General features: G+C 59.8%; 20 protein-coding genes. 5 read left to right on the plus strand and 15 right to left on the minus strand.

Annotated features, from left to right (window positions below):
* Positions 1–5 precede the first annotated feature (5 nt).
* Positions 6–974, minus strand: coding sequence for an EF-P lysine aminoacylase EpmA (gene epmA, locus AQ621_RS10115; RefSeq protein WP_058341349.1), 969 nt, complete (start codon positions 972–974; stop codon positions 6–8).
* Between the two features lie 9 nt (positions 975–983).
* Positions 984–1559, minus strand: a complete 576-nt coding sequence (efp, locus tag AQ621_RS10120) for an elongation factor P (protein ID WP_022989948.1) — start codon at positions 1557–1559, stop codon at positions 984–986.
* 45 nt (positions 1560–1604) lie between these two features.
* Here efp and epmB point away from each other — a divergent pair, with 45 nt between their 5' ends.
* From epmB to AQ621_RS10135, 3 genes are all read left to right on the plus strand, one after another.
* Positions 1605–2702, plus strand: a complete 1098-nt coding sequence (gene epmB, locus AQ621_RS10125; protein ID WP_058341350.1) for an EF-P beta-lysylation protein EpmB — start codon at positions 1605–1607, stop codon at positions 2700–2702.
* 174 nt (positions 2703–2876) lie between these two features.
* A complete protein-coding gene (locus AQ621_RS10130; protein WP_058341351.1) occupies positions 2877–4682 on the plus strand; it encodes a hypothetical protein in 1806 nt (601 codons plus the stop codon).
* Positions 4683–4790: 108 nt separating this feature from the next.
* A complete protein-coding gene (locus AQ621_RS10135; RefSeq protein WP_058341352.1) occupies positions 4791–6875 on the plus strand; it encodes an EAL domain-containing response regulator in 2085 nt (694 codons plus the stop codon).
* Positions 6876–6934: 59 nt separating this feature from the next.
* On the opposite strand, the gene serB is transcribed toward AQ621_RS10135, so the two are convergent.
* Both serB and parC read right to left on the minus strand, forming a co-directional pair.
* The gene (serB, locus tag AQ621_RS10140) at positions 6935–8167 is read right to left on the minus strand and encodes a phosphoserine phosphatase SerB (RefSeq protein ID WP_058341353.1); all 1233 of its coding nucleotides are present in this window, start codon (positions 8165–8167) and stop codon (positions 6935–6937) included.
* Complete coding sequence (gene parC / locus AQ621_RS10145; RefSeq protein ID WP_058341354.1) at positions 8160–10472, minus strand: DNA topoisomerase IV subunit A; 2313 nt, start codon at positions 10470–10472, stop codon at positions 8160–8162. Before parC ends, serB begins: the two co-directional genes overlap by 8 nt.
* A 219-nt stretch (positions 10473–10691) precedes the next feature.
* Between parC and AQ621_RS10150 the strand changes: the two genes are divergently transcribed.
* Positions 10692–10928, plus strand: coding sequence for a hypothetical protein (locus AQ621_RS10150; protein WP_058341355.1), 237 nt, complete (start codon positions 10692–10694; stop codon positions 10926–10928).
* 70 nt (positions 10929–10998) lie between these two features.
* Here AQ621_RS10150 and AQ621_RS10155 read toward each other — a convergent pair whose 3' ends face one another.
* The 11 genes from AQ621_RS10155 to AQ621_RS10200 form a co-directional block, all read right to left on the minus strand.
* Positions 10999–11580, minus strand: coding sequence for a YceI family protein (locus AQ621_RS10155; RefSeq protein WP_022989955.1), 582 nt, complete (start codon positions 11578–11580; stop codon positions 10999–11001).
* 53 nt (positions 11581–11633) lie between these two features.
* Complete coding sequence (locus AQ621_RS10160) at positions 11634–12182, minus strand: cytochrome b (protein ID WP_058341356.1); 549 nt, start codon at positions 12180–12182, stop codon at positions 11634–11636.
* 51 nt (positions 12183–12233) lie between these two features.
* A complete protein-coding gene (locus tag AQ621_RS17650) occupies positions 12234–12386 on the minus strand; it encodes a hypothetical protein (RefSeq protein ID WP_158499530.1) in 153 nt (50 codons plus the stop codon).
* 132 nt (positions 12387–12518) lie between these two features.
* Positions 12519–14285, minus strand: a complete 1767-nt coding sequence (locus tag AQ621_RS10165; protein ID WP_058341357.1) for an SLC13 family permease — start codon at positions 14283–14285, stop codon at positions 12519–12521.
* 96 nt (positions 14286–14381) lie between these two features.
* Positions 14382–16277, minus strand: a complete 1896-nt coding sequence (gene parE, locus AQ621_RS10170) for a DNA topoisomerase IV subunit B (RefSeq protein WP_022989958.1) — start codon at positions 16275–16277, stop codon at positions 14382–14384.
* A gap of 100 nt (positions 16278–16377) precedes the next feature.
* Entirely contained in the window at positions 16378–16875 is a 498-nt protein-coding gene (locus AQ621_RS10175; protein WP_058341358.1) for a protease complex subunit PrcB family protein, read from the minus strand.
* Positions 16872–19472, minus strand: a complete 2601-nt coding sequence (locus AQ621_RS10180; protein WP_227508294.1) for a S8 family serine peptidase — start codon at positions 19470–19472, stop codon at positions 16872–16874. The genes AQ621_RS10175 and AQ621_RS10180 overlap by 4 nt, the downstream gene beginning before the upstream one ends.
* 141 nt (positions 19473–19613) lie before the next feature.
* Positions 19614–21665: a TRAP transporter large permease subunit gene (locus AQ621_RS10185; protein ID WP_058341360.1), complete on the minus strand. Its 2052-nt coding sequence runs from the start codon at positions 21663–21665 to the stop codon at positions 19614–19616.
* 15 nt (positions 21666–21680) lie between these two features.
* On the minus strand, positions 21681–22691 hold the full coding sequence (locus tag AQ621_RS10190; RefSeq protein WP_058341361.1) for a putative solute-binding protein: 1011 nt from the start codon (positions 22689–22691) through the stop codon (positions 21681–21683).
* Positions 22692–22749: 58 nt separating this feature from the next.
* Entirely contained in the window at positions 22750–23814 is a 1065-nt protein-coding gene (locus tag AQ621_RS10195) for a hypothetical protein (RefSeq protein WP_058341362.1), read from the minus strand.
* 217 nt (positions 23815–24031) lie between these two features.
* Entirely contained in the window at positions 24032–24652 is a 621-nt protein-coding gene (locus AQ621_RS10200) for a TetR/AcrR family transcriptional regulator (protein ID WP_058341363.1), read from the minus strand.
* A 132-nt stretch (positions 24653–24784) separates the two neighbouring features.
* On the opposite strand from AQ621_RS10200, the gene AQ621_RS10205 reads away from it, so the two are divergent.
* Positions 24785–26581, plus strand: a complete 1797-nt coding sequence (locus AQ621_RS10205; protein ID WP_058341364.1) for an acyclic terpene utilization AtuA family protein — start codon at positions 24785–24787, stop codon at positions 26579–26581.
* The last annotated feature ends 74 nt before the right edge of the window (positions 26582–26655 follow it).

Raw genomic sequence — 26655 nt, forward strand, 5'->3', positions numbered from 1 at the left:
CGGGCTCAGGCCCGCTCGACCGGAAATGCCAGCACCTCTTCGATGCTGGCTGCTCCCACCTTCAGCATTAACAACCGATCCAGGCCCAGCGCAACCCCGGAAGACTCCGGCAAGCCGGCATCCAGCGCGTCAAGAAACGCCTGGTCGACCGCCATTTCCGATTTTCCTGCCGCCCGGCGCTGTCGGTTATCCGCCTCGAATCGTTGCAGCTGTTCCTGCGGGTCGGTCAATTCCCAGTAGCCGTTACACAGCTCCAGGCCATTGATATAGAGCTCGAACCGGTGGGCAACGGCAAAGCCGTCGTCATCGGATACCCTGGCCAGGGCTGCCTGCGAGGCCGGATAACGGGTAAGGAATACCGGGGCATCTACGCCCAGCTTCGGCTCCACCACAAAGCTCATCACCAGGTCCAGGCAGGCATCCCGCCCCATGCCGGCCAGCTGCTCCGGCTCCAGCCATTGTTCGCAATAGCGGGCCAGGTCCCGATCGCTGACTTTCATCGGGTCAAAACCGGCATAGGCCTGCACCGCATCCCGGTAGGCAAGCACCAGGGGGCGCTTGCAACCGAGCCAGCCGCAGACCAGGTCCGCCACCTCGGCCATCAGCTGCCGGTCGTCAAAACCCTCCCGGTACCACTCCAGCATCGAGAATTCCGGGTTGTGGCGGCGCCCGCGCTCGCCATTCCGGAACACCCGGGCAACCTGGAAAATAGAGCCGGAACCGGCCGCCAGCAGCCGTTTCATATGGTATTCGGGGGAAGTCTGCAGCCAGCCGGACGTGATGCCGGGCGCATTGACCGAAGCCGGGATGCCGTCCAGGTTCACATCGGTTACGCCATGGCGGCCAAGCACCGGGGTTTCCACCTCCAGCACCTGCCGTTGTGCAAAAAAGCCGCGCACGTATGCCAGTAGCTGTGCGCGGCTTTTCAGAACATCCCGCGAGGCAGTGGGCTGCCAGACAGGTTTGTCAGTCATGGGCAGGGATCAGCTGCTCTTGACGCGGTTCACGTATTCACCGGAGCGGGTGTCTACTTTCAGCACCTCACCAATGGTGATGAACAGGGGCACGTTCACCACGGCGCCGGTAGACAGGGTTGCCGGCTTGGAGCCACCCTGGGCTGTGTCGCCCTTCATGCCCGGATCTGTATCCACCACTTCCAGTTCCACAAAGTTAGGCGGCGTAACAGACAGCGGCGCACCGTTGTACAGGGTCACCGTGTATACGTCCTGCTCTTTCAGCCATTTCACGGTATCGCCTACCGCCTTGGCATCGGCAGCGAACTGCTCGAAGGAGCCGTCAGTCAGCATGAAATGCCAGAACTCGCCGTCGGTATACAGGTATTCCATGTCCTGCTCGACTACGTCGGCCGCTTCCAGGGATTCGCCGGACTTGAACGTACGTTCCCAGACCCGGTTGGTCATCAGGTTGCGCAGTTTTACACGGTTGAATGCCTGGCCCTTGCCCGGCTTGACGAATTCGTTCTCAAGCATGATACAAGGGTCGCCATCCAGCAAAACCTTGAGACCGCTACGAAATTCGTTGGTAGAATATGAAGCCATGAAATGTCCACCTGACAGACTGTCGTTAAATTTTCAAAGGTCGCTATGATACAGCGAACCCCCTCCCCTATAGAAGCCCATGATTTGACAGAAGGCCGTGATTTGAGCCAACCCGCATCCCGCACACAGAACATTGCCCCGAAGCAGGATTCCGGCTCCTCGTGGCAGCAGATCCTGAGCCAGTCTGTCACCCGGCCGGAACAGCTGCTGGAGCGCCTCGGGTTACCGGTTGAGCGTTGGCTGGGCGGTGCACAGGCGGGCCATAAGCTGTTCCCGATACGGGTTCCGGAACCCTTTATCGAACGAATGCAGCCGGGCAACCCGGACGACCCGCTGCTGCGACAGGTACTGCCCCTGCTGGAAGAAACCGCCGAGCAATCGGGCTTCGTTCGCGACCCGCTGCAGGAAGACAACGCCATCCAGGCCACCGGACTGATCCGGAAATACCACAGCCGTGCCCTGCTGATGGTGACCGGCCAGTGCGCGATCAACTGCCGCTACTGCTTCCGCCGCCACTTCCCCTATGGCTCCCAGAAGCTTGGCCCGGATGACCGCCGGCAGGTTATCGACACCCTGCAACAGAGCCCCGAGATCAACGAGATTATCTTCAGCGGTGGCGACCCCCTGGCCGTCAACGACCAGCTGCTGGCCAGCTGGGCACAACAACTGGATACCGTGCCGCACCTGCGCCGGCTGAGAATCCACTCAAGGCTGCCGGTGGTGATCCCTCAACGGGTCAACGACCAGCTGCTGGACTGGCTGTCGAACACCCGACTGCAAACCGTGCTGGTGGTGCATATCAACCATCCGGCAGAAATCGATGACGCCACCCGGGAGGCCTTCCGGAAACTGAAAGCCGCCGGCGTCACCCTGCTCAACCAGAGCGTTATTCTGCGTGGCGTGAACGATTCGGCCGCAACCCTGGCGCAGCTGAGCGAATCCCTGTTCGAGGCCGGCGTACTGCCCTATTACCTGCACGCCTTCGACCCGGTGGCCGGTGCCCACCATTTCGATGTCAGTGATGCCAGGGCTGCAACACTGGTGCGGGAACTCATGGAGCAACTCCCGGGATTCCTGGTGCCAAAGCTGGTTCGGGAGCTGCCCGGAGAGGCCAGCAAGACCCCGATTACTGTCGGAGTTTGAGACCTGTCGCATAAGTTGGCGCACCGTAACTTGTAAAACATTGTCAACTCGTGCTTTTCTCGCTTTTTGTTGCCGCTTTGCTATCTTAGAGTTCATGACCGACTAACAATAACGGCCTGTATTTGTGGCAATTTCAGCCCGAATACGATGCTGCCCAGACATTGGCGTGAGAACATGGAAGGCACGATACTCAAACCAGAGCTCAAGGTTCCCGAGCAGAAAACAGCAAGCCTGTCGTTTTGCGATACAACGCCGAAGGCATTCCGGGCCTGGGTCGACCAGCTGCCGATGGCCAATATTGGCGAATCATCGCGGCAGCTTTACCACGCCATTATCGAGCTCAACCACCTGTTTCTGACACCCCAGATGCGCATCCAGTACCTGGAGGCTATCCGCGGCAGCATCCACTTCGTGTGCAACGAGCTTTCGCGCCACTTCCTGGGCCTGGCCGTCGCCCTGCCGGAAAAACAGCGCAAGATTGCCAACCTGACCCAGGCCCTTCAGCTGCACCTGGCTTCCGGCTATAAGCTCTGCCTGCTGGAATACCTGGATAACGGTGGCCTGGACAAGAACCGCAAACACATTGCCATCGCCATCCATCGGGCGATTTCCGAACTGGCGGCCACCATTGTCCGTTCGCACCAGCTCTACTGCCCCAGCCCGGCCCACAGCTGGCTTGAATGTCACCGGCTGTACCGCTTTGCCTGCCGAAACAAGCTGGCAGACCACGATGTGGAAGACGACACCCTGAGCGCAAGCCGGGGCAGCACCGTGGCCGACAGCTACATACGCATCCTCTTACTCGGATGTGCGCGCCCGAACCAGCTGCGGCAATCCGAGCTGACCCAGATCTACGAGTTGTTCGAAGGCTGGACAAAATACTGCCAATGCGGCCCTGATGTCGGCCCTGACAGCCTGTTCGTGGTCAATATGGAGCGGGACAGCGCTCCGGTCTACCGTAGCCTGCTGGAAGGCAAGGCAGGCGACAACGGATTCGGCTTCGACACCCAGGAGCTATCCGGCTATCTGTCCGAAACCCTTGATGCCCGCAGATCCCACAGCAAGGCCCAGACCCGCCTGGAGGTTCCCGGCCGGGTCAGCGATACCTTGCTCACCCACCTGAGCCAGGCGCTCGGCATCATTGCCAAGCGTAACTTTAACCGTATCGCCAGCCAGGGCACCCTGGAAATCTCTGTTGGCCTGTCGGCCACCCATTACTTCGTCTCAGGCGAGAAGAGCTTTGCGGAGTTCCTGGATGGCAACGACAACGGCCACCACCAGGACAACCGTTTTATCCGCAATGCCAACCGCAAAGCCGATGCCTGGTCTGAAGCCCACGATGCCGGCCCACACGACGACCGGCTACACTCGGTTGACACCCCGATCACCTTCCGCGGCAGCACCAATGCGGTTACCGAACATCACGACCGCAACCTGCCCAAGTCCCACCACGCGCTGCTGGTGAACACCAGCCCCGGCGGTTACTGCGTGGCCTGGGAGAACAACGTACCCAAAACCCTGCAGGCCGGAGAAATTCTCGGGATTCGGGAGCAAAGCAGCCACCCCTGGAGCATTGCGGTGGTTCGCTGGTTGCGGCAAGTACGCAACCAGGGCACCCAGATTGGCATTGAATTGCTGGCCCCCAGCGCAGCCCCCTGCGCCATCCGGCTGATCCAGAAAATGGGCAACAGCAGTGAATACCTCCGGGGTTTGTTGTTACCGGAAATCAGTGCGGTGAACCACGCAGCCACCCTGATTACGCCCCGGCTTCCATTCCAGACCGGCAGCCGTATTTCACTGATGCACGATGGCCGGGAAGACCACGGCCAACTGCTGAAGAAAGTCTCCTCTACCGGCAGCATCAGCCAGTTCGAGCTGAAACTGCGCAGCCCGGAAATACTCCCAAGAGATAACCAGAATCCGCCGTCTGCACCAGGTAGCCGGGAAGACGAATTCGACTCCCTCTGGCCGTCCCTGTAACGGGACGCCTGCCACAACCGGGGCGCTTCAGGGTTGTTATTGGTCGCCAACCCCTGCATCATTCAGGCATTAACGTATGTCTACCTTTCTTGATGCAGAGCCCTCGGAATGCAGAAAAAAACCGCGACCGTACACCTTCTGATTCTGGATCCATCCCAGAACGACGCAGAATCCATGGTCAGCTTGCTGCGCAACTCCGGCAAAGCGACCAGGGCGCACAGAATCACATCCGAAGAAGACCTCGAAGACGCCCTGAAAAACTCCAACTGGGATCTGTTCCTGGCACGGGACCTGGAACAGGAGTTCGGCCCGGATGATGCCCTGGCTACCATCAAACGGATGGACAAGGACATTCCCTTTGTTCTGCTGACTGAAGAATACGATCGCGAGCGTACCGTCAACATCGTCCGGGCCGGCGCCCAGGATGCCGTACCTTTTGAATACAAAGACTTGCTGGTTCTGGTGGCAAAGCGCGAGCTTGCCGCACTGGAAGACCGGCGCCGGCGCCGGATCCTCGAATCCCACCTGCGCGAAGCCGAGCAACGTTGCCAGCTGCTGCTGGAAAGCTCCAAGGATGCCATTGCCTACATCAACGATGGCATGCATATCTACGCCAACCAGTCGTACATGGAATTCCTCGGCTACGACGACATAGACGACCTGATCTGCATCCCGGTCCTGGACACCCTGACGCCGGAGAGCCAGGAGCGGTATAAGGAATTCATGAAAGCCTTTGCCGAAGAACGCAAAGACGGCATGACCATGAACTGTACCGCCCGCCGCAGCGATGACCAGGAACTGGCCGTTACCATGTCGGTCTCTGCCGCCACCTACGATGGCGAAGCCTGCACCCAGATTGTGCTGCAACCGGAACACAGCGATGCCGAGCTGGAAGAAAAGCTGAAGCAGATCAGCAGCCAGGACCTGCTCACCGGCCTGTACAACCGTCAGTACCTGATGGACGAACTGGCCCGCACCATCGCCGAAGCAGGCAAGAGCAACCAGACCGGTGCCCTTGCCTACATTGCCATGGACAACTTCCAGAGCATCAAACACCAGATCGGCATCTCCGGCACAGACCTGTTGCTGGGCGATGTTGCCGCCCTGCTCAAAGACAACACCGGCGAGGGCATTACCCTGGCCCGGCTCAGCGACGACGCCTTCTGCATGATGTGCATGCCTTGTGACGAGAAAGGCATGGCCATGCTGTGCGAGGGCGTTCGCAAGGCGGTGGATGATCACCTGTTCGACATCAATGGCCGTACCGTGCCGCTAACGGTGTCCATTGGTGTTGCCGCCATTACGGAGAATTCCCCGAAGGCTGAAGAGCTGATGGGGCGTGCCCATGTCGCTTCCGGCGACGTAAAGAAACTGGAAGGCCACGAGCGTGGCAACGGCGTCAAGGTATACAACCCCGCGGACTACGAAACCATCGAGGAATCCAATTCCGCCGATGCGGTTCTCAAGGCCATGGACGATGGCCGGTTCCGGGTAATGTACCAGCCGATCATGAACCTGCGTGGCGAAGGCGACGAGCACTACGAAGTCACCGTGCTGATGCTGGACAAAGACAATAACGAAGTCTCGCCCTTCGACAAGCTTCCGCCGGTCGGTCGTGACGACGCTGCCACCAGGATTGACCGCTGGATGATCCTGCAGACCATCAAGCAACTGGCCAGCCATCGCGCCAGCGGCCACGATACCCGGCTGTTCCTGAACCTGTCGGCTGAAACCGTTCAGGACAAGACCTTTACGCCCTGGTTGAGTGTTGCCCTGAAAGCCGCACGGCTACCCGGTGACGCCCTGATCTTTCAGTTCCGTGAAGGCGACGCCAACAACTTCATGAAGCAGGCCAAGGAGTTCACCAAGGCGGCACACCAGCTGCACAGCAAGGTGTCTATCTCCCAGTTCGGCTGCGCGCTGGACCCGTACAACACCCTGAAACACATTGAAGCCGACTACGTTCGCCTGGATGGATCCTTTGTGGAGGAAGTGGACAAGGGTGATGCCGGCAAGGAGCAACTGAAAGCCATGGTGAAGGGCCTTCAGAACGCTGGCAAGATCACCATCATCCCGGATGTGCAGCATGCCAGCGTGCTGGCCCTGCTGTACCAGGCGGGTGTGAACTTTATCCAGGGTAACTACCTGCAGGCACCGTCGCCGGCCATGAACTACGATTTCGGGGCAGGCTGATCCGGCAACAGGTGCCAGAAAAACAAAGGGCGAGGTGTGATACCTCGCCCTTTGTGGTTTCAGCGGTCGGGATTCTGCAAAAACAGGTTGGTTTCGCTTTCCCGGAAACCGATCAGGTAGAGAATCGCATCCAGCCCCAGGGTGGAGATGGAATGCCGGGCCGACTCCTTCACCAGCGGCTTGGCCCGGAACGCCACACCGAGGCCGGCCTGGCTCAGCATGGGCAGGTCGTTGGCACCATCGCCCACGGCAATCACCTGCTCCCGGGAGATATGCTCCTTACCGGCAATCTCCAGCAGCAACTCGGCCTTGCGCTTGCCATCCACAACCTGGCCTTTTACCTGGCCGGTCACCTTGCCGTCGACAACCTCCAGCTCGTTGGCATAGATATAATCGATGCCCAGCTTCTGCTGCAGGTGGCGGGCAAAGTAGGTGAAGCCGCCAGACAGAATAGCCGTACGATAGCCCAGCGCCTTCAGGCTGCGGATCAGGTGCTCGGCGCCCTCGGTCATACGCAGGCGGTTAGCGATACCCTCCAGAACGGATTCATCGAGGCCTTTCAGCAGCGCCAGGCGCTCGGCAAAGCTCTGGCTGAAGTCCAGCTCACCCTGCATGGCCCGCTCGGTGATCTCGGCCACCTGCTCGCCGACACCGGCCTCGTGGGCCAGCTCGTCGATCACTTCCGCCTCGATCAGGGTCGAGTCCATATCAAACACCACCAGGCGGCGATTACGCCGGAAGATGGAATCTTCCTGGAAGGCGATATCCACATTCATCTCGCCGGCAATGTGCAGGAAATCCGCCCGCAGCTGCTCCAGGTCTGATGGCGTGCCGCGCACCGAGAACTCCACACAGGCAATCCGGTTATCGGACGAATTCAGCGAAGGCCGGGCCGACAGCCGGGTGATGTTATCGATGTTCAGGCCATGGCGGGCGGTAATCGCCGACACCCGGGCAATCTGTTCTGCCTTGATGTCACGGGACAGAAGGGTGACGATGTAGCAGGCACGGTTACGGCCTTCCGCCCAGGCCTGGTATTCCTCGACGGTAATCGGCGCAAAGCGCACCTGCAGGTCCAGCGAGTGCAGGCGGAACAGCAGGTCCCGGATGACCGGAGACGACTTGGACTCGTCCGGAATTTCGATCAGGATGCCCCAGGTCAGGTGATCGTGGATCACCGCCTGGCCGATATCCAGGATGCGCACATCATACTGGCCCATGATGCCGGTAATTTCCGACGTCAGCCCGGGCTTGTCGCGCCCGGATACGTTTACCAGTACCAGCTCACTCACTGTCTGTACTCTCCCCTTCCTGTTCCTGTGCTTCTTCCTGCGCCCGGGATGCAGACGGAATCACATCAATGCCATCTACCCGCTGCAAGCCTCTCGGCAACTTGTGGCCACGACGCCCACGCTCACCGAGGTAATGTTCCAGGTCGCCGAATTTCAGCCCCAGCTTGCGCTTGCCGGCCTTCACTTCCACCTGGTCTTCTTCGCCGAACACGGCGACCGCAACCACATACTCTTCGCGGCTCTGTACCCGGGCCGAGGGAATACTGATGATCTTGTTACCCTTACCCTTGGCCAGTTCCGGCAGCTCTGTGAGCGGGAACACCAGCATCCGGCCCTCGTTGGAAACCGCCGCGAGATACAGGGTGGACGCGGTTTCCGGGATTACGACCGGAGGCATGATCCGCGCCCCCTTCGGCACCGAAACCACCGCCTTGCCGGCGCGGTTCTTGCTGACCATGTCGTTCAGTGACGTCACAAAGCCGTAGCCGCCATCGGTCACCAGCAGCGCCTTACGTTCAGGATTACCCATCAGCAAGCCGGAGAAGGTGGCGCCGGACGGCGGGTTGATGCGGCCGGTCAAAGGCTCACCCTGCCCCCGGGCAGAAGGCAGACTATGAGCCATCAGGGCATAGGCCCGGCCGGTGGAATCCAGGAAAATGGCATGCTGGTTGTTGCGGCCCCGGGCAGCCAGGGCAAAACGGTCGCCAGACTTGTAGCTGAGGCCTGCCGGGTCAATATCATGGCCCTTGGCGGCGCGCACCCAGCCTTTGTCAGACAGCACAACGGTCACCGGGTCGTTGGATACCAGGTCGGTTTCACTGAAGGCCCGGGCCTCTTCCCGCTCAACGATCGGTGAACGGCGATCATCACCGAAGGTTTCGGCATCCTGCTTCAGCTCGGTCTTGATCAGTTCCCGCAAACGGTCTTCCGAGCCCAGAATGGACTGCAGCTCGTCGCGCTCGGCGGCCAGCTCGTCCTGTTCGCCACGGATCTTCATTTCCTCGAGCTTGGCCAGGTGGCGCAGTTTCAGCTCGAGGATGGCTTCGGCCTGGTCCGCCGACAGCCCGAAACGGGCCATCAACTCGGCCTTCGGCTTGTCTTCGGTACGGATAATCTCGATCACTTCATCGATATTCAGATAAGCGATCAGCAAACCTTCCAGAATGTGCAGGCGCGCCAGGACCTTATCCAGGCGATGCTGCAGGCGGCGGGTGACGGTGGTTTTCCGGAACGCCAGCCACTCGGTCAGCATGGTACGCAGGCCTTTCACCCCGGGGCGGCCGTCATTGCCGATCACATTGATGTTCACCCGGTAGGTTTTCTCAAGGTCTGTGCTGGCAAACAGGTGGGCCATCAGGCCGTCCAGGTCTACCCGGTTAGAACGCGGCACAATCACCAGGCGCGTGGGATTTTCGTGGTCTGACTCGTCCCGAAGGTCTGCCACCATGGGCAGCTTCTTGGTTTGCATCTGCTGGGCAATCTGCTCCAGCACCCGGTTACCGGAAACCTGGTGCGGCAGGTCGGTAATGACTACCTCTCCGCTCTCGCGAACCCAGCGGGCGCGCATGCGCAACGAACCGCGGCCAGTTTCATACATTTGCCGCAGGTCTTTGCGCGGGGTAATGATTTCAGCACGGGTCGGGAAATCCGGGCCCTTGATGTGTTCACACAGCTGGTCAACGGTGGCATCCGGCTCATCCAGCAGGCGGATACAGGCAGCTGTCACTTCCCGCACGTTGTGGGGCGGAATGTCGGTCGCCATACCCACGGCAATGCCGGTAGTACCGTTCAGAAGCACATGGGGCAGGCGTGCCGGCAGTACCGAAGGTTCTTCCATGGTGCCGTCAAAGTTAGGCGTCCAGTCCACGGTGCCCTGCCCCAGCTCTCCCAGCAGCACATCAGCGAAGGGCGCCAGGCGGGATTCGGTATAACGCATGGCGGCAAAGGACTTGGGATCGTCCGGGGAACCCCAGTTACCCTGGCCGTCTACCAGCGGATATCGGTAGGAAAACGGCTGGGCCATCAGCACCATGGCTTCATAACAGGCGCTGTCGCCATGGGGATGGAACTTACCCAACACGTCACCCACGGTACGGGCGGACTTCTTGTACTTGGAGGTGGACTTCAGGCCCAGCTCCGACATGGCATATACAATCCGGCGCTGTACCGGCTTGAGCCCGTCACCCACGTTGGGCAATGCCCGGTCGAGGATGACGTACATGGAATAGTCCAGATAGGCCTTCTCGGTATAATCCCTGAGGGAGACCCGCTCGAAACCTTCATCCGTTGTCTGAAACTCTGGCATAGATGCCTCTTTGCCTTAACTGCCTGTTTTGAAATGTGGTTGTGGTGCTAACCTCTGTGCCCGCCGTGTGCTTCGGGCAATGTCGGCACATTATATGGACGCCAGCCCGGATACACCAATTTCCAATAGCGGAATTCCCGCATGGAGAGTCTGTAAGGTGCGCCGTATTCTCGCCACAGTGAGTAGAAAGCCGTCTTATCTTTAACCAAGCGGAAACCTATGAAACCCAATCTGAAAGCCTGCGGGCATGCCATGGTCACGGCCCTGGTCAACGCCGTTCTGGCGGTTGTCCTGATGCTACTGGTGGAGTTTGCTATCAGTGGCACGTTCCAGGTACCCGAGCCCTATCTTTGGGCGGGTTTCGTTATCTGGATCGTGGTTTTTTCGGGACAGTTCTGGCGGCAGCGGTATTTGTGCCGGTCTGCAGAACACACAGGAAGCGCCCAGGAAAGCTGAGCGGCGCTCAGGAAAGGAAATAGCTGAAAAAGGCGGCCCGGGGTTATTCCCGGGGCGCCTTTTTTCGTACTTACTGACGAATACCTTCTACAGAAATCTCGATTTTCACTGTCTCTGAGGCCTTGCCCAGGTCCATCGGAATACCGAAGTCTTTCAGTTTCAGCTCGGTTTCAGCCTCGAAACCCATGCGGTAACCGCCCCAGGGATCCTGGCCGTGGCCCAGCAGCTCGGTATCCAGGGTCACTTCACGCGTTACGCCGCGCAGGGTCAGGTCGCCGATAATGTCTGCCTCGCCTTCTTCATCCAGCACTACGCGCTTGCTCTTGAAGGTGGCTTCCGGGAACTCACCCACGTGCAGGAAGTCTTCGCTGCGCAGGTGCTTGTCCCGCTCGGCGTGGTTGGAGTCGACGCTGGAGGTATCGATGGTTACAGATACCGAGCTGTTCTCCGGGTTTTCCGCGTCGTAGGTGAACTCGCCATCGAAGTCGTTAAAGCGGCCATACAGCCAGCTGTAACCCAGGTGAGAAATCTTGAAGGTAACGAACTGGTGCGCACCCTGGGTATCAAACGCGTAGGTGCCGCTGTGATCATCCGCCTGGACGGTGCCGGCAACGGCCAGTGACAATGCAGATGCCAAGAAAATCTTTTTCATGGTGTTCTCCTGTTACACAGTTTATTTGAGCAATTTCTACAACATTCCGGCAATCAGGCGCGGCCTGACATCCGGCGTAAGGTTTCATCCCGGTCTATAAAGTGGTGTTTCAGGGCGCCCAGGGCGTGTAGTCCCGCCAGGCCGACCAGTGCCCAGGTACTCCAGTAGTGAACGGCACCCGCAGTGTCTTCCATGCCCTTCACCCGACCGGTCAGGGACGGCACGTCAAACAACCCGAAGACACTGATCGACGAGCCGTCTGCCGTGGTTATCAGGTAGCCACTGACCATCGCCACAAACATCAGCACGTACAGCAGGCTGTGGGCCACGTGGGCCGAGACGACTTCCCAGCGCTTGTGGCTGGCCAGGGGCCTGGGACTGGCGTTTATAAGCCGCCACAGCAACCGGAACACCACCACCGCAAACAGTATCAGCCCGATGCTCCGGTGCAGGTCCGGCCCTTTTCGATACCATTCATCATAGTAGGACAGATCCACCATCCAGAATCCCAGGGCGAACAGCCCAACCACGACAGTCGCTACCAGCCAGTGCAGGACAACGGCCAGCCAGCCATAGTGATGTTCAGAATTCTTTAGCGACATGCCAATGCCCCTCCCGGGCTGAAATCGAGTTCGCAATCTTCAGGCACTAGTCTAGAGAGCCTCCGACAGTGAACCAACCAGAATGTTTTGCAGGCCAGCATCAGAATTTCTGATCAAGAATCCACAGAGGTTGACATCCACCACTTTTGGCGTATGCGGTTCTACGGATTGTTGAAATTCATGGCGGATATAAAATTTACTCATACTTTAAATCCGCCCCGTCGCGGGGCCTCAGTGACCGAGAGGAAACGACATGGAACTCGACTTCGACGAATCCGTAGTAGTACCCAGCAACAACTGATTTCAGACAAACCCGGCCAAGGCCGGGTTTTCTTTTTACAGCCCATACACAGTGGCAATGACTGCCACCGTCGTCAGCCCCACCAAAAGATTCATTGGCAACCCCACTTTCACAAAGTCGGAAAAGCGGTAACCTCCGGGCCCGAAAACCATCATATTGGTCTGATACCCCAAGGGCGTGGCAAAGCTGGCAGAGGCTGCCATCATCACGGCAATCACGAAAGGTTCTGCCGAAACCCCCATACTGGCGGTCATCGAAAGCACCACCGGAATAACCAGCACGGCCGCTGCATTATTGGTGATCACTTCCGTCAGAAACGAAACCGCACAGTAGACCAGGAACAGCGTGAGCAGAACCTGGCCGGCACTGAACGCCAGAATGCCCTCCGCCATAAACGTGGCCGCTCCCGTTTCCTCCAGTGCTGCTCCGAGTGCAAAGGACGCGGCAATGGTCAGCATAACCGGCACATCCACCGACTTCTGGGCCTGGCCCACCGAGCAGCAACCTAAAAGTATCATCATTGCAGCCCCCAGCAGGGCCGCATTGAGCATACTCAGCACTCCGCAAGCCGCCAGCCCCACCAAAACCAGCAGGATACCCCAGGATAACCACGCCCGGTCATGCCGTGGCGTTTCGGTTTCCAGGTCATTAATCAACAGGAAATCTTTGTTGTAGCGCTGGCGACTGACAAACGCCGGGCGCGCCTCCAGCAGCAACACGTCCCCGGGCTTCAGCCGGATATTGCCGAGGTTGCCGGACACCCGTTCGCCACCCCGGGCAACCGCCAGCACCACGGCACCGTAACGGTCCCGGAACCTTGCGTCCCGGATGGTCAGCCCCAGCACGTCAGATTGGGGAGACAGCGCGGCCTCAACCAACCTCCGCTCCGCACGGTCCTTACTGAGGCTGGGCTCATCATCGTGCACCGACGGCACGATGCCATTGATGCGTAGCAGGTCAGAAATCGCCTGGGTGTCACCGGCAAACACAAGCCGGTCGCCGCCACGCAGCCGTTCCTCGGAGGGTACCGCCGTAACCAGGCTACCGTCCCGCTCGATCTCCACCAGGTACAGGCGCTCCAGCTCCCGCAATCCGGCTTCACCCACGGTTTTCCCGACCAGTGGGCCGCCGGGGGACACCGCCACCTCCAGGGTGAACTCCCTCATGGAGCCAAACTTTTGCTGGTCTTTACGGTCTGGCAACACCCGTGGCATCACCAGCAACATCACCGCCAGCCCGATGATGGCCACCGGCAGGCCAACAACGCTGATCGAGAAGATCGAGAATCCGGCTTCACCTGTCAGCTGCTGGTACTGCCCGTTGACCACCAGATTGGTACTGGTGCCGATCAGCGTCAGGGTGCCCCCCAGAATGGCCGAGTAACTTAACGGAATCATTAGCTTGGAGGGTGCGATGCCGATCTTCCGTGACCAGGCATGAACGGCGGGGATCATGGTGGCAACCACCGGCGTGTTGTTCAGGAAACCGCTCAACAAGGCGACGGGCAGCGCAATACGGGCCTGGGCGGAACGGACGGATTTGGGGCTGCGCAGGAGGTGGTTCACCAACAGATCAACGCCGCCGGAATGATGAATACCCGCCGCTACCACAAACATGGCGACAACAGTAATCAGACCGCTATTGCTGAACCCGGCCAGTGCCTGGTCAGCCGAGATAATGCCGCTGGCACTGAGCACCACCAAGACCGCCATCATCACCATGTGCGGTGCAAAGCGGCCGGAACTCATCAATAACAGGGCTGCCAGCGCAAGCCCCAGGGAAAACCATCCTTGCCAGTCCATAACTCGGTCTTTTCCGGTTCAAAAACTGGCAGGATAGCGAGGCAGACAAATTCTGAGAAAGAATAACTATCGATTTTTATAGTTTATTAAGGAATATCAAACCGCCACGTCAGCCATATTGCCGTAGGCTTCCAGCCAGGCCCGGCGGTCTGAAGCCCGCTTCTTGCCCAGCAGCATGTCCATACGCTCGTCGGTGTCATCGCCGTCTTCCAGGGTCAACATCACCAGGCGGCGGGTATCCGGGGCCATGGTGGTTTCCCGCAGCTGAAGCGGGTTCATCTCACCCAGGCCCTTGAAGCGCGTTACCTGAAGCTTGCCCCGGCGCTTCTCGGCTTCCAGCCGGTCAATAATGCCCTGCTTCTCGTGCTCATCCAGGGCGTAGAAGGTTTCCTTGCCCAGATCCACCCGATACAACGGCGGCATGGCGACAAACACATGGCCGGCGGAGACCAGCGGCCGGAAGTGCTTCACGAACAGCGCACACAGCAGGGTGGCAATGTGCAGGCCGTCGGAGTCGGCATCGGCCAGGATGCACACCTTGTTGTAGCGCAGGCCGGTCAGGTCGTCAGAACCGGGGTCTACCCCGATGGCAACGGCAATGTCGTGGACCTCCTGGGACGCGAGGATTTCACCGGAATCCACCTCCCAGGTATTCAGGATCTTACCCCTTAGCGGCATGACGGCCTGGAACTCCCGGTCCCGGGCCTGCTTTGCAGAACCACCGGCCGAGTCCCCTTCCACCAGGAACAGCTCCGAGCGGTTGGTATCCGAGCCGGAACAGTCGGCCAGTTTGCCGGGCAGCGCCGGGCCGGAGGTGACTTTCTTGCGGGCTACTTTCTTGCTGGCCCGCAGACGGCGCTGGGCATTGCTGATAAACAGCTCGGCCAGTACCTCGGCGATGTCGGTATGCTGGTTCAGCCACAGGCTGAAGGCATCCTTGACCACGCCAGACACGAACGCCGCCGCTTCGCGGGACGACAAACGCTCCTTGGTCTGGCCGGAGAACTGGGGTTCCTGCATCTTGAACGAGAGCACATAGGCCACCCGCTCCCAGATATCTTCCGGTGACAGCTTTACGCCCCGGGGCAGCAAGCTGCGGAACTCGCAGAATTCCCGCATGGCTTCGAGCAGGCCGGTACGCAGGCCGTTTACGTGGGTGCCGCCCTGGGCGGTAGGAATCAGGTTTACGTAGCTTTCCATCACCGCGTCGCCGCCTTCCGGCAACCACTGGATGGCCCAGTCTACGGCTTCTTTGTTACCGGAGAAGCTGCCGGTAAACGGTTCCAGCGGGACCGCTTCAATATCCGCCAGCGCCGTGCGCAGATAATCCCGCAGGCCGTCCTCGTAGAACCACTCGTCTTTTTCGCCGGTCTTTTCCTGCAGGAAGGTCACCCGAAGGCCCGGGCACAGTACGGCCTTGGCGCGCAGGTTATGGCGCAGGCGGCTGACCGAGAAATTGGGGCTGTCGAAGTATTTCGGATCCGGCGTGAACTTCAGGCGGGTACCGGTGTTGCGCTTGCCAACGGTGTCGACCACTTCCAGCTCGGAAGCTTTATCGCCGTTGGCGAAGGTCATCCGGTGCAGCTGGCCGTCACGCTTGATCAGCACTTCCAGGTGGGTGGACAGGGCATTCACAACCGAGACACCCACACCGTGCAAACCACCGGAAAAGTTGTAGTTACCTTCAGAGAACTTGCCGCCGGCGTGCAGGCGGGTCAGGATCAGTTCGACCCCGGGCACGCCCTGTTCTTTGTGAATATCGACGGGCATACCGCGGCCGTCGTCTTCCACGCTCAGGGAATTGTCACTGTGAAGCACTACGTCGATTCTGCGGGCGTGGCCGGCCAATGCCTCATCCACACTGTTGTCGATCACTTCCTGAGCCAGGTGGTTGGGCCTTGAGGTGTCGGTGTACATGCCCGGGCGCTTGCGCACCGGGTCCAGGCCACTGAGGACTTCAATAGCGTCGGCGTTATATTGTTGCTGGCTCATAGGGACGGCATGACTCCGCAATTGGTCGTGAAAGCTGAGCCATAGCTTAGGGATTCACGCTGAAAGATCAACGGTTGTTTTGTGCCGGTGCCGGACCGCGTCACTTTCCAGCGGCTTTGACGATGGGCTGAGGCGTAAGGCCAGACACTTCCAGCCTTTGCCAGTGGTCGCCCTTCACCGCCAGCACCACACAAGGTGAAGTAATCACCTGCGCCACCATCATATCCGGTGCCGGTGAATTCACCTGCATGGCCAGTTTCAGTACCGGCTCCTGCCACTGGACATCCTGCAGGCCGACACTGTAGCCGGCCGTAGGTTTCTGCCCCAGAGTCACGATAATGAGCTGCTCTGACGCCAGGTCCACCTGCCGGATCACGCCGGTGGCCATATTCTGGCCACTGACACCCAACAGGTTCTCCAGCGCTTCCGGCGAGCTGACCGGCGCCACACCGGGTCCGGTCAGGCCACAATGGGCCGACTGGGTAACCTGACGCACCTGCGGCGCAGGCTGGGCTTCCTTGGGGGCATTGGCACTGCAGGCCGCCAGCAGCGTGGCAGCGAGTACTGCGGTTGCAGGTTTAAGGGGAAATCGGTTCATTGCGTCATCCTGGTTCGATTGTCGGCCGGGCCGGTTTGTGTCTCGGGAGCCCTCAGCTGATACCCCTGAAAGCCAGGCCGGGGCAGTATATCCGGTGAAGCCGCAGAAATCGTGGGCCGGGAGAAACCGGTGGTCAGGCGGATATCCGAGAGGCTTTGGCCTTCCTCGATGGTGATCACCTCCCGCAAGCCGGTAATCGGATACTCGGCGCAGGCCTCGCCGGGCTGGCAGATGATTCCGTCACCATCCAGGTCACTGCCTGCTACAAGATAGTAGTCTCCCGGGCGCACCTCGCGAAGCTGCTGCGGCTCTTCGCCATCGTCGTTCTCGAAGCGGAACGAATAGACGCCGTTTTCCGCATCCAGGGTAACCTGGGACTCGGCCATGTACAGGTCATTTTCATCAGGCTCGGTGTTAACCAGCAGCACAAAGTGCCGGCCGGCGTTTCGGGCCTGTTCGTCGCTGACCAGCTGGCCGATGACCGGGATGGACAGCGGATCTGCACTGGCACCGTCTACCTGGTAGTTCACCACGATAGAGCCCCGGGCCGGTTCATCCGGTGTGAGCTGGTCTTTGAGCAACGTCACCTGCAGTGCGCATGGCGGCGCGGACTGGCACCCGGTGACGTCTATCCAGGCCGGCATATCACCCAGCGACAGGCTGTAAACATTACCATCGCCGAAAACGCTGAGCTCAACCGATACGCTCTGCTCGCCCTCGTTGCTGAGTGACACCAGGGCCGGCGATGCCGAAAGAATGGTATCCGCAAAGCCGGTACCGGCCGCAGAAACTGCCCGGGCCGCATCCAGTACACCCCAGCCCAGGGTGTCATTCCGGCGTGCCTGGCCGTCCGTCATCTGCCCGCCCTGAAGCCAAACGCGCACCTTGTCATAGTTCATGGCCGGGTCACGGGCCTTCATCAGCGCCAGCACGCCCGCCACATGGGGCGAGGCCATAGAAGTACCCTGCAGCCCCCGGTATCCCGCAATGGAAACACCTCCGTCCCGCTCACCACTGGTGCTCCAGACCACGTCACCGGCACCATCGAGGTTGCCATCGCGGCTGGCATCACCACCGGGGGCTGCCAGGTCAATCCAGCTGCCAAAATTGGAGTAGCCAGCCAGCTGGCCTCCACCGTCCACGGCACTGACAGCGAGCACGTTGGGAGATGCGGCCGGATAGGACAAAGTTGACGTAGCTGCGTTACCTGCAGCGGCCACGAAAACCATTCCCTTGCCGACCCCCTTGGCAATCGCGTCTTCCAGGTCTTGAATTCTGGGCAAACCGCCCAGGCTCATATTGACCACGTCTGCATAGGGCTGGCCGCCGCTCCCGGCCACCAGCCAGTTGATGGCCGCAATCAGGTCTGCAGATGAGCCTGTGCCCCCCTCACCCAGCACCCGTACCGGAACCAGCCCCGCTCCGTAAGCTACGCCGCCACTGCCGGCATCATTCACCACGGCTGCAATCGTGCCGGCTACGTGGGTACCATGGAACACATCGCCGCCAACGCTGCTGCCAGGGTCTGCAGGAATCGTATCGTCATCAACAAAGTCGTAAGCGGGCCTTGACTGCACATTGCTGTCCAGGTCTGGATGCCATGCACCGGAAGGCAGCCTCAATAATCCGCTATCCAGCACCGCCACGTTCACACCAGTGCCACCGCCGGGCGCCAGCTGCCAGGCCGCAGGCCCGTTGATCAGGTCATAATGCCACTGCCGCGTGTACAGCGGTTCAGACACCGGTGTGCCGGTTTGCTGGCTGGAAACCACGTAGTTAGGCGTAGCCGACAGCACACCGGGCGTCGCCCGCAACTCCCGGATCCAGTTCAGTGTATCCTCGGCCACTGGCCCGGCCTGTGAACTGCGAACCCGGTTGCCGGGCATGGTCATCAGCCATTTACCCGCTCCCAGGCCACGAGCCTTTTCAGCGGCAGGTGTCGCCATGGCAGCTCGGACAGGGTCATCGTCGGCCAGGGCAACAACGGCCTCGCCTTCAATAAAGCGATAGCGGGGCCAGTTAAACGCCATCCCTTCGGCGCCAAAAGCGACTGACTTGGCCAGTATGTAGCGGGCGGGCGCATTCCCGGTGTTGCGCACCGTTACGAGGTATTCCGTGCTATCGCCGGCGGTGAGGGTATAACGGGCCGGGCCACCGTTGACAGAGGCCGATAGCGGGCCGGCGCCTTCAACCACCAGCTCGAGCTCCGGGTCAGCCAGGCAGCTGCCAAAGCTTTCCAGAACGAGGGTCTCCCCCGCCGCCAGGGGCACCGAGTACTCGTCCACCGCATCCTCGGCATAGGCGAAAGGCTGACACTGGGCAGAGGCGGAAGGATAGGTCCCTGCCGCTCCGCTGACATAGCCGGCCAGCACAAAGCTGGCAGGCAGAGCCTGTATGCCGGTTGCAGCTTGTGCGCCCTCAAGCCCCAGCTGGTCCATCGTATCCTGGTCAACCCGGCTGTTGGCTTCAATACTGATCACACCAGACAGCGGCGAAGGCGGCAAAGCAGGCACCGACGAACCGGAGCCTCCGCCACCACAGCCGGCCAACACCGCCATCCCTGACACCAGAACCACAGATCGACTTAGATATTGCACGGGGCATGTTTTCCGTTATCAACAGGTTTACCGGTTATACGGCCAATCTTCCCTGACCGACCTTTACAGGCATATTGCACCAGCCTGATCGTAAAAAAACCCGCGAGAGCAGAGCTTCGCGGGTTTTTTATGCTACTGCGCTTATAAAGCGTAGAAAAGCATGGGCACAAACGCCACCAGTAACAGCGTGGGTACCATTACCGCCAGCGGCAACAGCAGGCGCTGATAGCGATGCCAGAAGGAACCGGTGCGCTCGGCAGCCAGCACTTCGGTTTCGCCAACCACTTGCCGGGTCAGCAGGTGATTGAGGGCCACGGGCGGGCTCAGATAACCCAGCTCGAACGCCACCAGGCACACAATCCAGAAGTGCAGCGGGTCGATACCAATCTGGATAGCCGGCTGGGCAATGGTAGCCGATACCAGGATAACGGCACCGAACGGGTCCATCACCATGCCGATCACGGTCAGCATCAGCACGATCACCATCATGGCCACCCAGGGGCTGGTCAGGCTTTCGGGGAACAGGGCGTGTACGATATCGGAACGCTCCAGAATCCCGCCCAGGCAGATCGAGAAACCGATCAGGGCCAGCAAGGCGCCGATATGTACGGCCGAATCACTGGCAGCAGAGCTGCTGCGATCGAAGAACGCCTGGGTTCTGGACTGGCCGGTTTCCTGGCCTGCCTTGCCGGCATCCAGCATCACGACAGCCAGCATCACCAGCGGCAGAATCAGTGGCGCACTGTATTCATTGAACTGAAGCCCGAGTACAACCCAGATGACCAGGATTACGGCGGCTGCGGTCAGGGCATAGGGAATCAGGGGGCCAAGCTCACGCACGGCTGCACGAAAGGCACCCGGGGCCGGCCGCGGTTTCCAGTTACCTTCGGTCTTGCAGACGATGAAGGAGAACAGGGAAGCCGACATAATGAACACCCAGAAGCCCCAACCATACATCTCGGTGGTGGTGACTTCCTTGTTCAGTGCCGCTACCACCACGATCAGCAAGCAAGGATTCAGCACCACACCCAGGCTGCCGGACATCGCCGTGGTCGCCAGCGACAGCTGCCGGCCTGCACCGGCGCGACGCAGCTCGTCGTACACTACCCCGCCAACAGCCAGGATGAAGATACCGGAGGCGCCGGTGAAGGCCGTCGGGAAAGCGGTGGCGAAGATAATCACCGAGGCCAGCATGGGTGCAGGCAGGTTGAACGGCTTGAGCACATTCAGCAACAGCTCCGGCACCCGGGTCTGCTTGAGCATCATGCCCACCAGCACATACAGGCCGATGTTGATGAACATGGACGACAGGTTCGACATCATGCCGAAGTAAATCGCCAGGCCTGAGCTGTAGCCGTCGACAAAGAAGAAGTAGCTCATGGCGATCAGGCCCATGGTGCAGTACAGCGGCACCACCAGCCCCGAGGACATGGCAAGGGAGCCTGCTTTCATGCGCTCCGGCACAAACAGGAACCGGATGGCGTTGATCACCATGAACAGCCCGAACACCAGCGACCAAGCATATTGCAGGATTATGGTGTCACCGGACCCCGGGGATGCCTGCAGTCGCCCGACATAGGCACTGAGGGACAGCAGCATCAGCCCGTTCACCACAAACTGGGAACCCTGGCTCAGGCGCCATTCCGCCCGGTTTCTCGGCAAGCGCAAGGCAATGTGGTCCGCATCCAGCGCCGAGATGGCCGCGGCCATGGCAAACATGCCAATGAACAGGAACTTGGTCAGGTCGATGTTCTTGAGCAGAAAGTCCGCCAGCCCCTGTTCGATATCCTTGAACACACCCAACGCCCAGGTGGCATGCTTCTGGTTTTCGGCGAACTGCAGGTGACGCTGCTCACACAGGGCCAGGTTGCTTTGCAGGGACTTGCGGATAGCCTCCGGGTTAGGCGGAGAGCTGAACAGATCGTCCGGGTCCGGCTTGTAGGCGGCTACCCGGCGTTCCACTTCCGTGTCGATATCAACAAACAGGTTACAGGTAGGCTCAGTTGCATCCGGGTTGAGCAGGTAATAATTGGGCCATACCTGCTCGCCTACCCACAGAAGCCTGGAATGGAGCGAGTTGCCCATTCCCAGCGCCAGGGTCGCCAGAAGTAACAGCAGCAGGATTACCCCGTGCAGCCTGTGCACGGGGTAGAGCGTCCTTGCGCCGGTAGCGGTCATCGCTCGCCAGTTCATCGTCAGTGTCTCCGATTATTCCCGGTTAGCCGCGGTGCACTCGGAAGCACCCGGGTTGCTGGCACAGCGGATCTTGCTCAGCAGGCTCATCATTTTCGGGTGATAGACACTCGGTGCGTTGTTCACACCGTCACGCATCTCCAGCCGGTTCTCGCGGAACATTTCCTGGTAGCCGGTGATGTCTTTCTCGGGAATACGAATCCACTGCTCGTCCGGAATACCCTCTTCCTGGCCCTGGATCAGGTTCATGGCCTGCGGGTACATACCCCAGGCAACATCACGGGCTTTCTGGGCGGTGTCGTCGTCCAGCACTTCATCACGGGCAACAATCTGGATGGTCAGCTGGGCCAGCGGGTAATCCACAATGCCGCCCTTGTCGCCAATCCCCTTGTACAGCTCCAGCGCCTCGTAGGCGAAGGCCGGGGCGTAGGCTGCATCAACCGAGCCGTTGTTGAACTTGCCGGCAAAGTTGGTGATATCGGAGGGCACCACGGTGGCCTTCACATAGTTCACCATGTGGATGGCGTCTTTCTGGTAGTCCAGGGTCGCCATGCGCTTACCGGCCAGTTCACCGGCGGTGTCGATGCTGCGGTCGTTCACGAACAGGTAACCGGCGCCGGCCGGCACAATACCCAGAACTTCATAGCCGCCGTCTTTCATCAGCGGCGCCGCCTTGGCCTGGGCCAGGGTGGCCAGCAGGGTTTTCAGGTCATCGTAGGTGGGGATGGCACCCACGGCACTGATGCTACCGGTGAACTTGTTGAACGGACGGATACGGATATCGGTCGCCGCTACCGCATCACACTGGCCGGCATTGAAGTCGCCTACGGCCACGCCTTCATCGGTGTAAGGCTTGAGCTCGAAGTCCACACCGTGGGCTTTCATTTCCAGTGCGTAGTCTTTCACCAGGTTGTAAACGTCACCGTTGGCGCCGATGACATCGAACACGCACATGGAGACAGGCTGGGCTGAAGCCAGCGGTGCGGCCACAGCAAGGGACAAAGCGGCAAGGGATTTGCGGATCATGACGACCTCCGGGTCATTCTTGTGTTTGTGGATAAGGTTTTCGTGCCGGACGGCGCTGCTACAGCAGGCCGTCCAGGTCCATGGTTTCAACGTTTTCGGTGCTGCGTTCCGGGCTCATCTTGCCGAAGTAGCTCTTCGGTGTGCGGTGCCCGTAATTGGCGGTCCAGTGCTTGTCAGACGAGAAGGTCACAACGCCCCGGGCCACCTCATCAACCAGTCGGTACTCGTCCCACACCTCGATACGACCGTCCGCCTCTGCGAAGCTGGCGATGGCATCGGCCAGCACCAGCGGGCGACCGAAGGTCTCAGCCGCTACCGCCTGCAAGGCGTGGGAAGCGCGCATACCGGTTTGCACACCCAGCTCGGCGCTGTTCTCGAGCACCTGCCAGGGGTCGGGGGCGAGTTCCGGACGGGTATCCGGCAGCAGCAGCCACACCAGTGCACGAACGGCATTGGGCAGGCCGCCCCATTTTTCGTTGTCTACACACTGGGCTGCCCGCTCGGCCTGGGGCGCAATGTTGCGGGGCACGCCAGCCATGGCACCGGAGTTGGAATCGTTCACGATCGCCTGCATACCGGTCAGCAAGCCAAGCAGGAAGGTCAGCTCGTCCTGTTCGCTGAACAGGAACGGACATTCCAGAGGTTCTGCCGAAGGATCAAAATCGTAGGCCGCCATCGCACGCTGGAACGCCTGGTAACGGCGCTTCGCGGTCTGGGCGTGCAGTCGCTTGGCCTTTTCACGGGCATCCTTGGCGGCAGGAATGTCACCGCTGAAATCGGCCCGCAGGTAATCGAGCTCGGCTTCCCAGGTGCGGTATTCCATGCAGTTGGCCGCCAGCAGCATCAGCAGGGAACCGGTGGTATCCGGTGCAGAGGTTACCCGGGAGAATGAATACATGAGAGGGTCGACACCCTCGCCCAGGGCGCAGGCCATCTTCGGATCCGACATCTGCATCACGTAGGGTGTTGCTTCAGACTCCGAGTAATTGGAAAGCACCACGCCAGTGGTGGTGTAGATCGGGTTTGCAGAACAGCCGGCCAGCAACAGCACGGCCCCCGCGGTCGCTGTCTGGCGAAGGCGAGACGGGCAAGCACGCATGTAAGAAAACAGTGAGGAGATCATAGTTCGACGACCTTTCTTGCTTTGTTGTTGTGGGTGCAAGAATGCGGCGATTGCTGTCAGACAGAAATGGCTCGATTGCCGAAATGGATATGCCGATCAGGCCAATGGCCTGAATGGAAATCAAGAAAAGAGAAATTTATTGATATAAAACAATAGGTTTTGAATCAGCCAAAAATCAGGGGACACAGAAAATTTTTTAAGTATGTGAATGAATATTTTACAACTTCATAATTGCGAGCACCTGATCAGTCAACCCGTCGAGCGTTAATCCGCCCCGCTCCGGCCGGTACCAGGTCACCGTCCAGCTCAGGGCCCCGGTCAGCATCCGGCGCACAATGAACGGTTCCGCATCGATACTGCCCTCCGTGCGCAGTTGCTCCAGCACCGATAGCCACAGGCCTTCATAGTGATCCCGCAGGGCCAGTACTTCCGCCTGCGATTCCTCAGACAAACTCCGCCACTCATACACCAGCACCGCCATGGCCTCACCGGTCTGGCCGTTGATGGACTCCAGCTCGGCCCGCACCAGCGCCCGGAGCTTCTCCCGCAGGGTGACAGCCTGCTCCATAGCCGCGTGCATCAAGGCGGTATTGAGGCGAATGGTCTCCACCATCACGGCTTTCAGGATTTCTTCCTTGGTTCGAAAGTGATGAAACAGGCTGCCAGACTGGATACCCACTGCTGCTGCCAGGTCGCGCACTGTGGTGCGCTCGTAGCCTTTGTCCCGGAATAACCTGGCCGCCTCTTTCAACAAGCGCCCGCGAGCACTGGCGGGGTCGGAAACAAGCTGTTCGGCGATGAGGGACTGAAGAATCTCGTTCTGGTTCACAAAGGCCATCCGGTTGTCTTGCTGGGACTTTTTATTCTACCCGAGATTTGCCTGTTTACAAACCAAGCGCTTGCTTGGTATTGTCGATGACATCGTTGCACCAGTCCGCAATCGCCGGGCGCAAAGAACAAGGCAAACAACATGGCACAACCCGACAACCCTATCCGCATCGGCTGCTCCGCCGCTTTCTGGGGCGACACAGAAACCGCTGCCGCTCAGCTGGTACGCCAGGGCAACATTGATTACCTGGTGGCCGATTACCTGGCCGAGATCACCATGTCGATCATGGCCGGCCAGAAGATGAAAGACCCGGCTCAGGGCTATGCCCGGGACTTCGTTGAAACTGTTATGGCTCCGCTGCTGGGCGAGATCAAGAAGCAAGGCATCCGGGTGCTGACCAACGCCGGCGGCGTGAACCCGGTCGCCTGCCGCGATGCCTTGCAGGCCCTGTGCGAGCAAGCGGGCGTGGACCTGAAAATCGCCGTGGTGCTGGGCGATGACCTTCTGTTGAAGAAAAAGAAACTGGCCGACGCCGGCATCACCGAGATGACCACAGGCCAGCCTTTCCCGGCCATGATGGTGAGCCTTAACGCCTACCTGGGCGCACCTGGGCTGGTGGCTGCACTGGAACAGGGGGCTGACATCATCATTACGGGTCGGGTAGCTGACAGCGCCCTGGTACTGGCGCCGCTGGTGCATGAATTCGGCTGGAGCTGGAACGATTACGACAGGCTTGCCCAAGGCAGCCTGGCGGGGCATTTGCTGGAATGCGGCGCCCAGTCTACCGGCGGCAACTTTACCGACTGGGACCAGGTGGCCGACGGCTACGCCAATATGGGGTTTCCGATAGCCGAGGTCAGCGCTTCCGGCGACTTTGTGATCACCAAGCCAGAAGGTACCGGTGGCCTGGTCAGCCTGGGCACCGTGAGCGAACAGCTGGTGTACGAGATTGGTGACCCACGGGCCTATCTGTTGCCGGATGTTACCTGTGATTTCACTCAGGTGACTCTGGAGGAAACCGGCAAGGATCGGGTTCGGGTTATTGGTGCGAAGGGCCTCCCGCCCACCGACAGCTACAAGGTGTCCGGTACCTGGCCGGATGGTTTCAAGTGCGCGGTGACCTTCCTGCTGGCAGGCATCAATGCCAAGGCGAAGGCGCAGAAAGTGGCCGAAGCCATTCTGGCGAAGACATCCGCGATGTTTGCCGAGCGTGGCCTGCCGGACTATTCCGAAACCAGCATCGAGCTGTTGGGTACCGAAACCACTTACGGCGCCCAAGCCCGGGGCGACCAGTGCCGGGAGGTGGTGGTGAAGATAGCCACTGCGCATCCGAAGAAAGAGGCCCTTGTGCTGTTTTCGAGGGAGATTGCTCAGGCCGCCACCGGCATGGCCCCCGGCATTACTGGCATTGTTGGCGGCCGGCCGACGGTGTGGCCGAAGATTCGTTTGTTCTCCTGCCTGGTGCAGAAGTCTGAAGTATCGGTTTCCGTGGGCCTGGCGGGCGAGAAATCGACCGTCGAGGTGGCTTGTGAGGGTGGTTTTGATAGCAACGCCCTGCCCCCTGAGCGGGAATCCCGGACGGAGGTTTCAACAGACACGACGGTGCCGCTGATCAAGCTGGCGTGGGCGCGGTCTGGTGATAAGGGTGATCACAGCAATATCGGGGTGATTGCGCGGGATCCGGAGTTTTTGCCGTTTATTGAGGCGGCGTTGACGGAGCAGGCGGTGGCCCAGTGGATGAGTCATACGCTGAATCCGGAGTCTGGCAAGGTGACGCGCTGGTCTATGCCGGGGTTGCATGCGTTCAATTTCTTGCTGGAGCACAGTCTGGGTGGCGGTGGTGTGGCTTCGCTTCGGATTGATCCGCAGGGTAAGGCTTTTGCGCAGCAGCTTCTGGAGTTTCCGGTGCCTGTGCCTGATGGGCTGATCTCCCAGTGAACTCATTTTATTCGCTTCGGTGCAAGCACCCCAGCGGGGGTTGGCCTTACAAAAAGCGCTCCTGCGGCACCCCT

It is taken from the genome of Marinobacter sp. P4B1 (assembly GCF_001447135.1).
Lineage (GTDB): Bacteria > Pseudomonadota > Gammaproteobacteria > Pseudomonadales > Oleiphilaceae > Marinobacter > Marinobacter vinifirmus.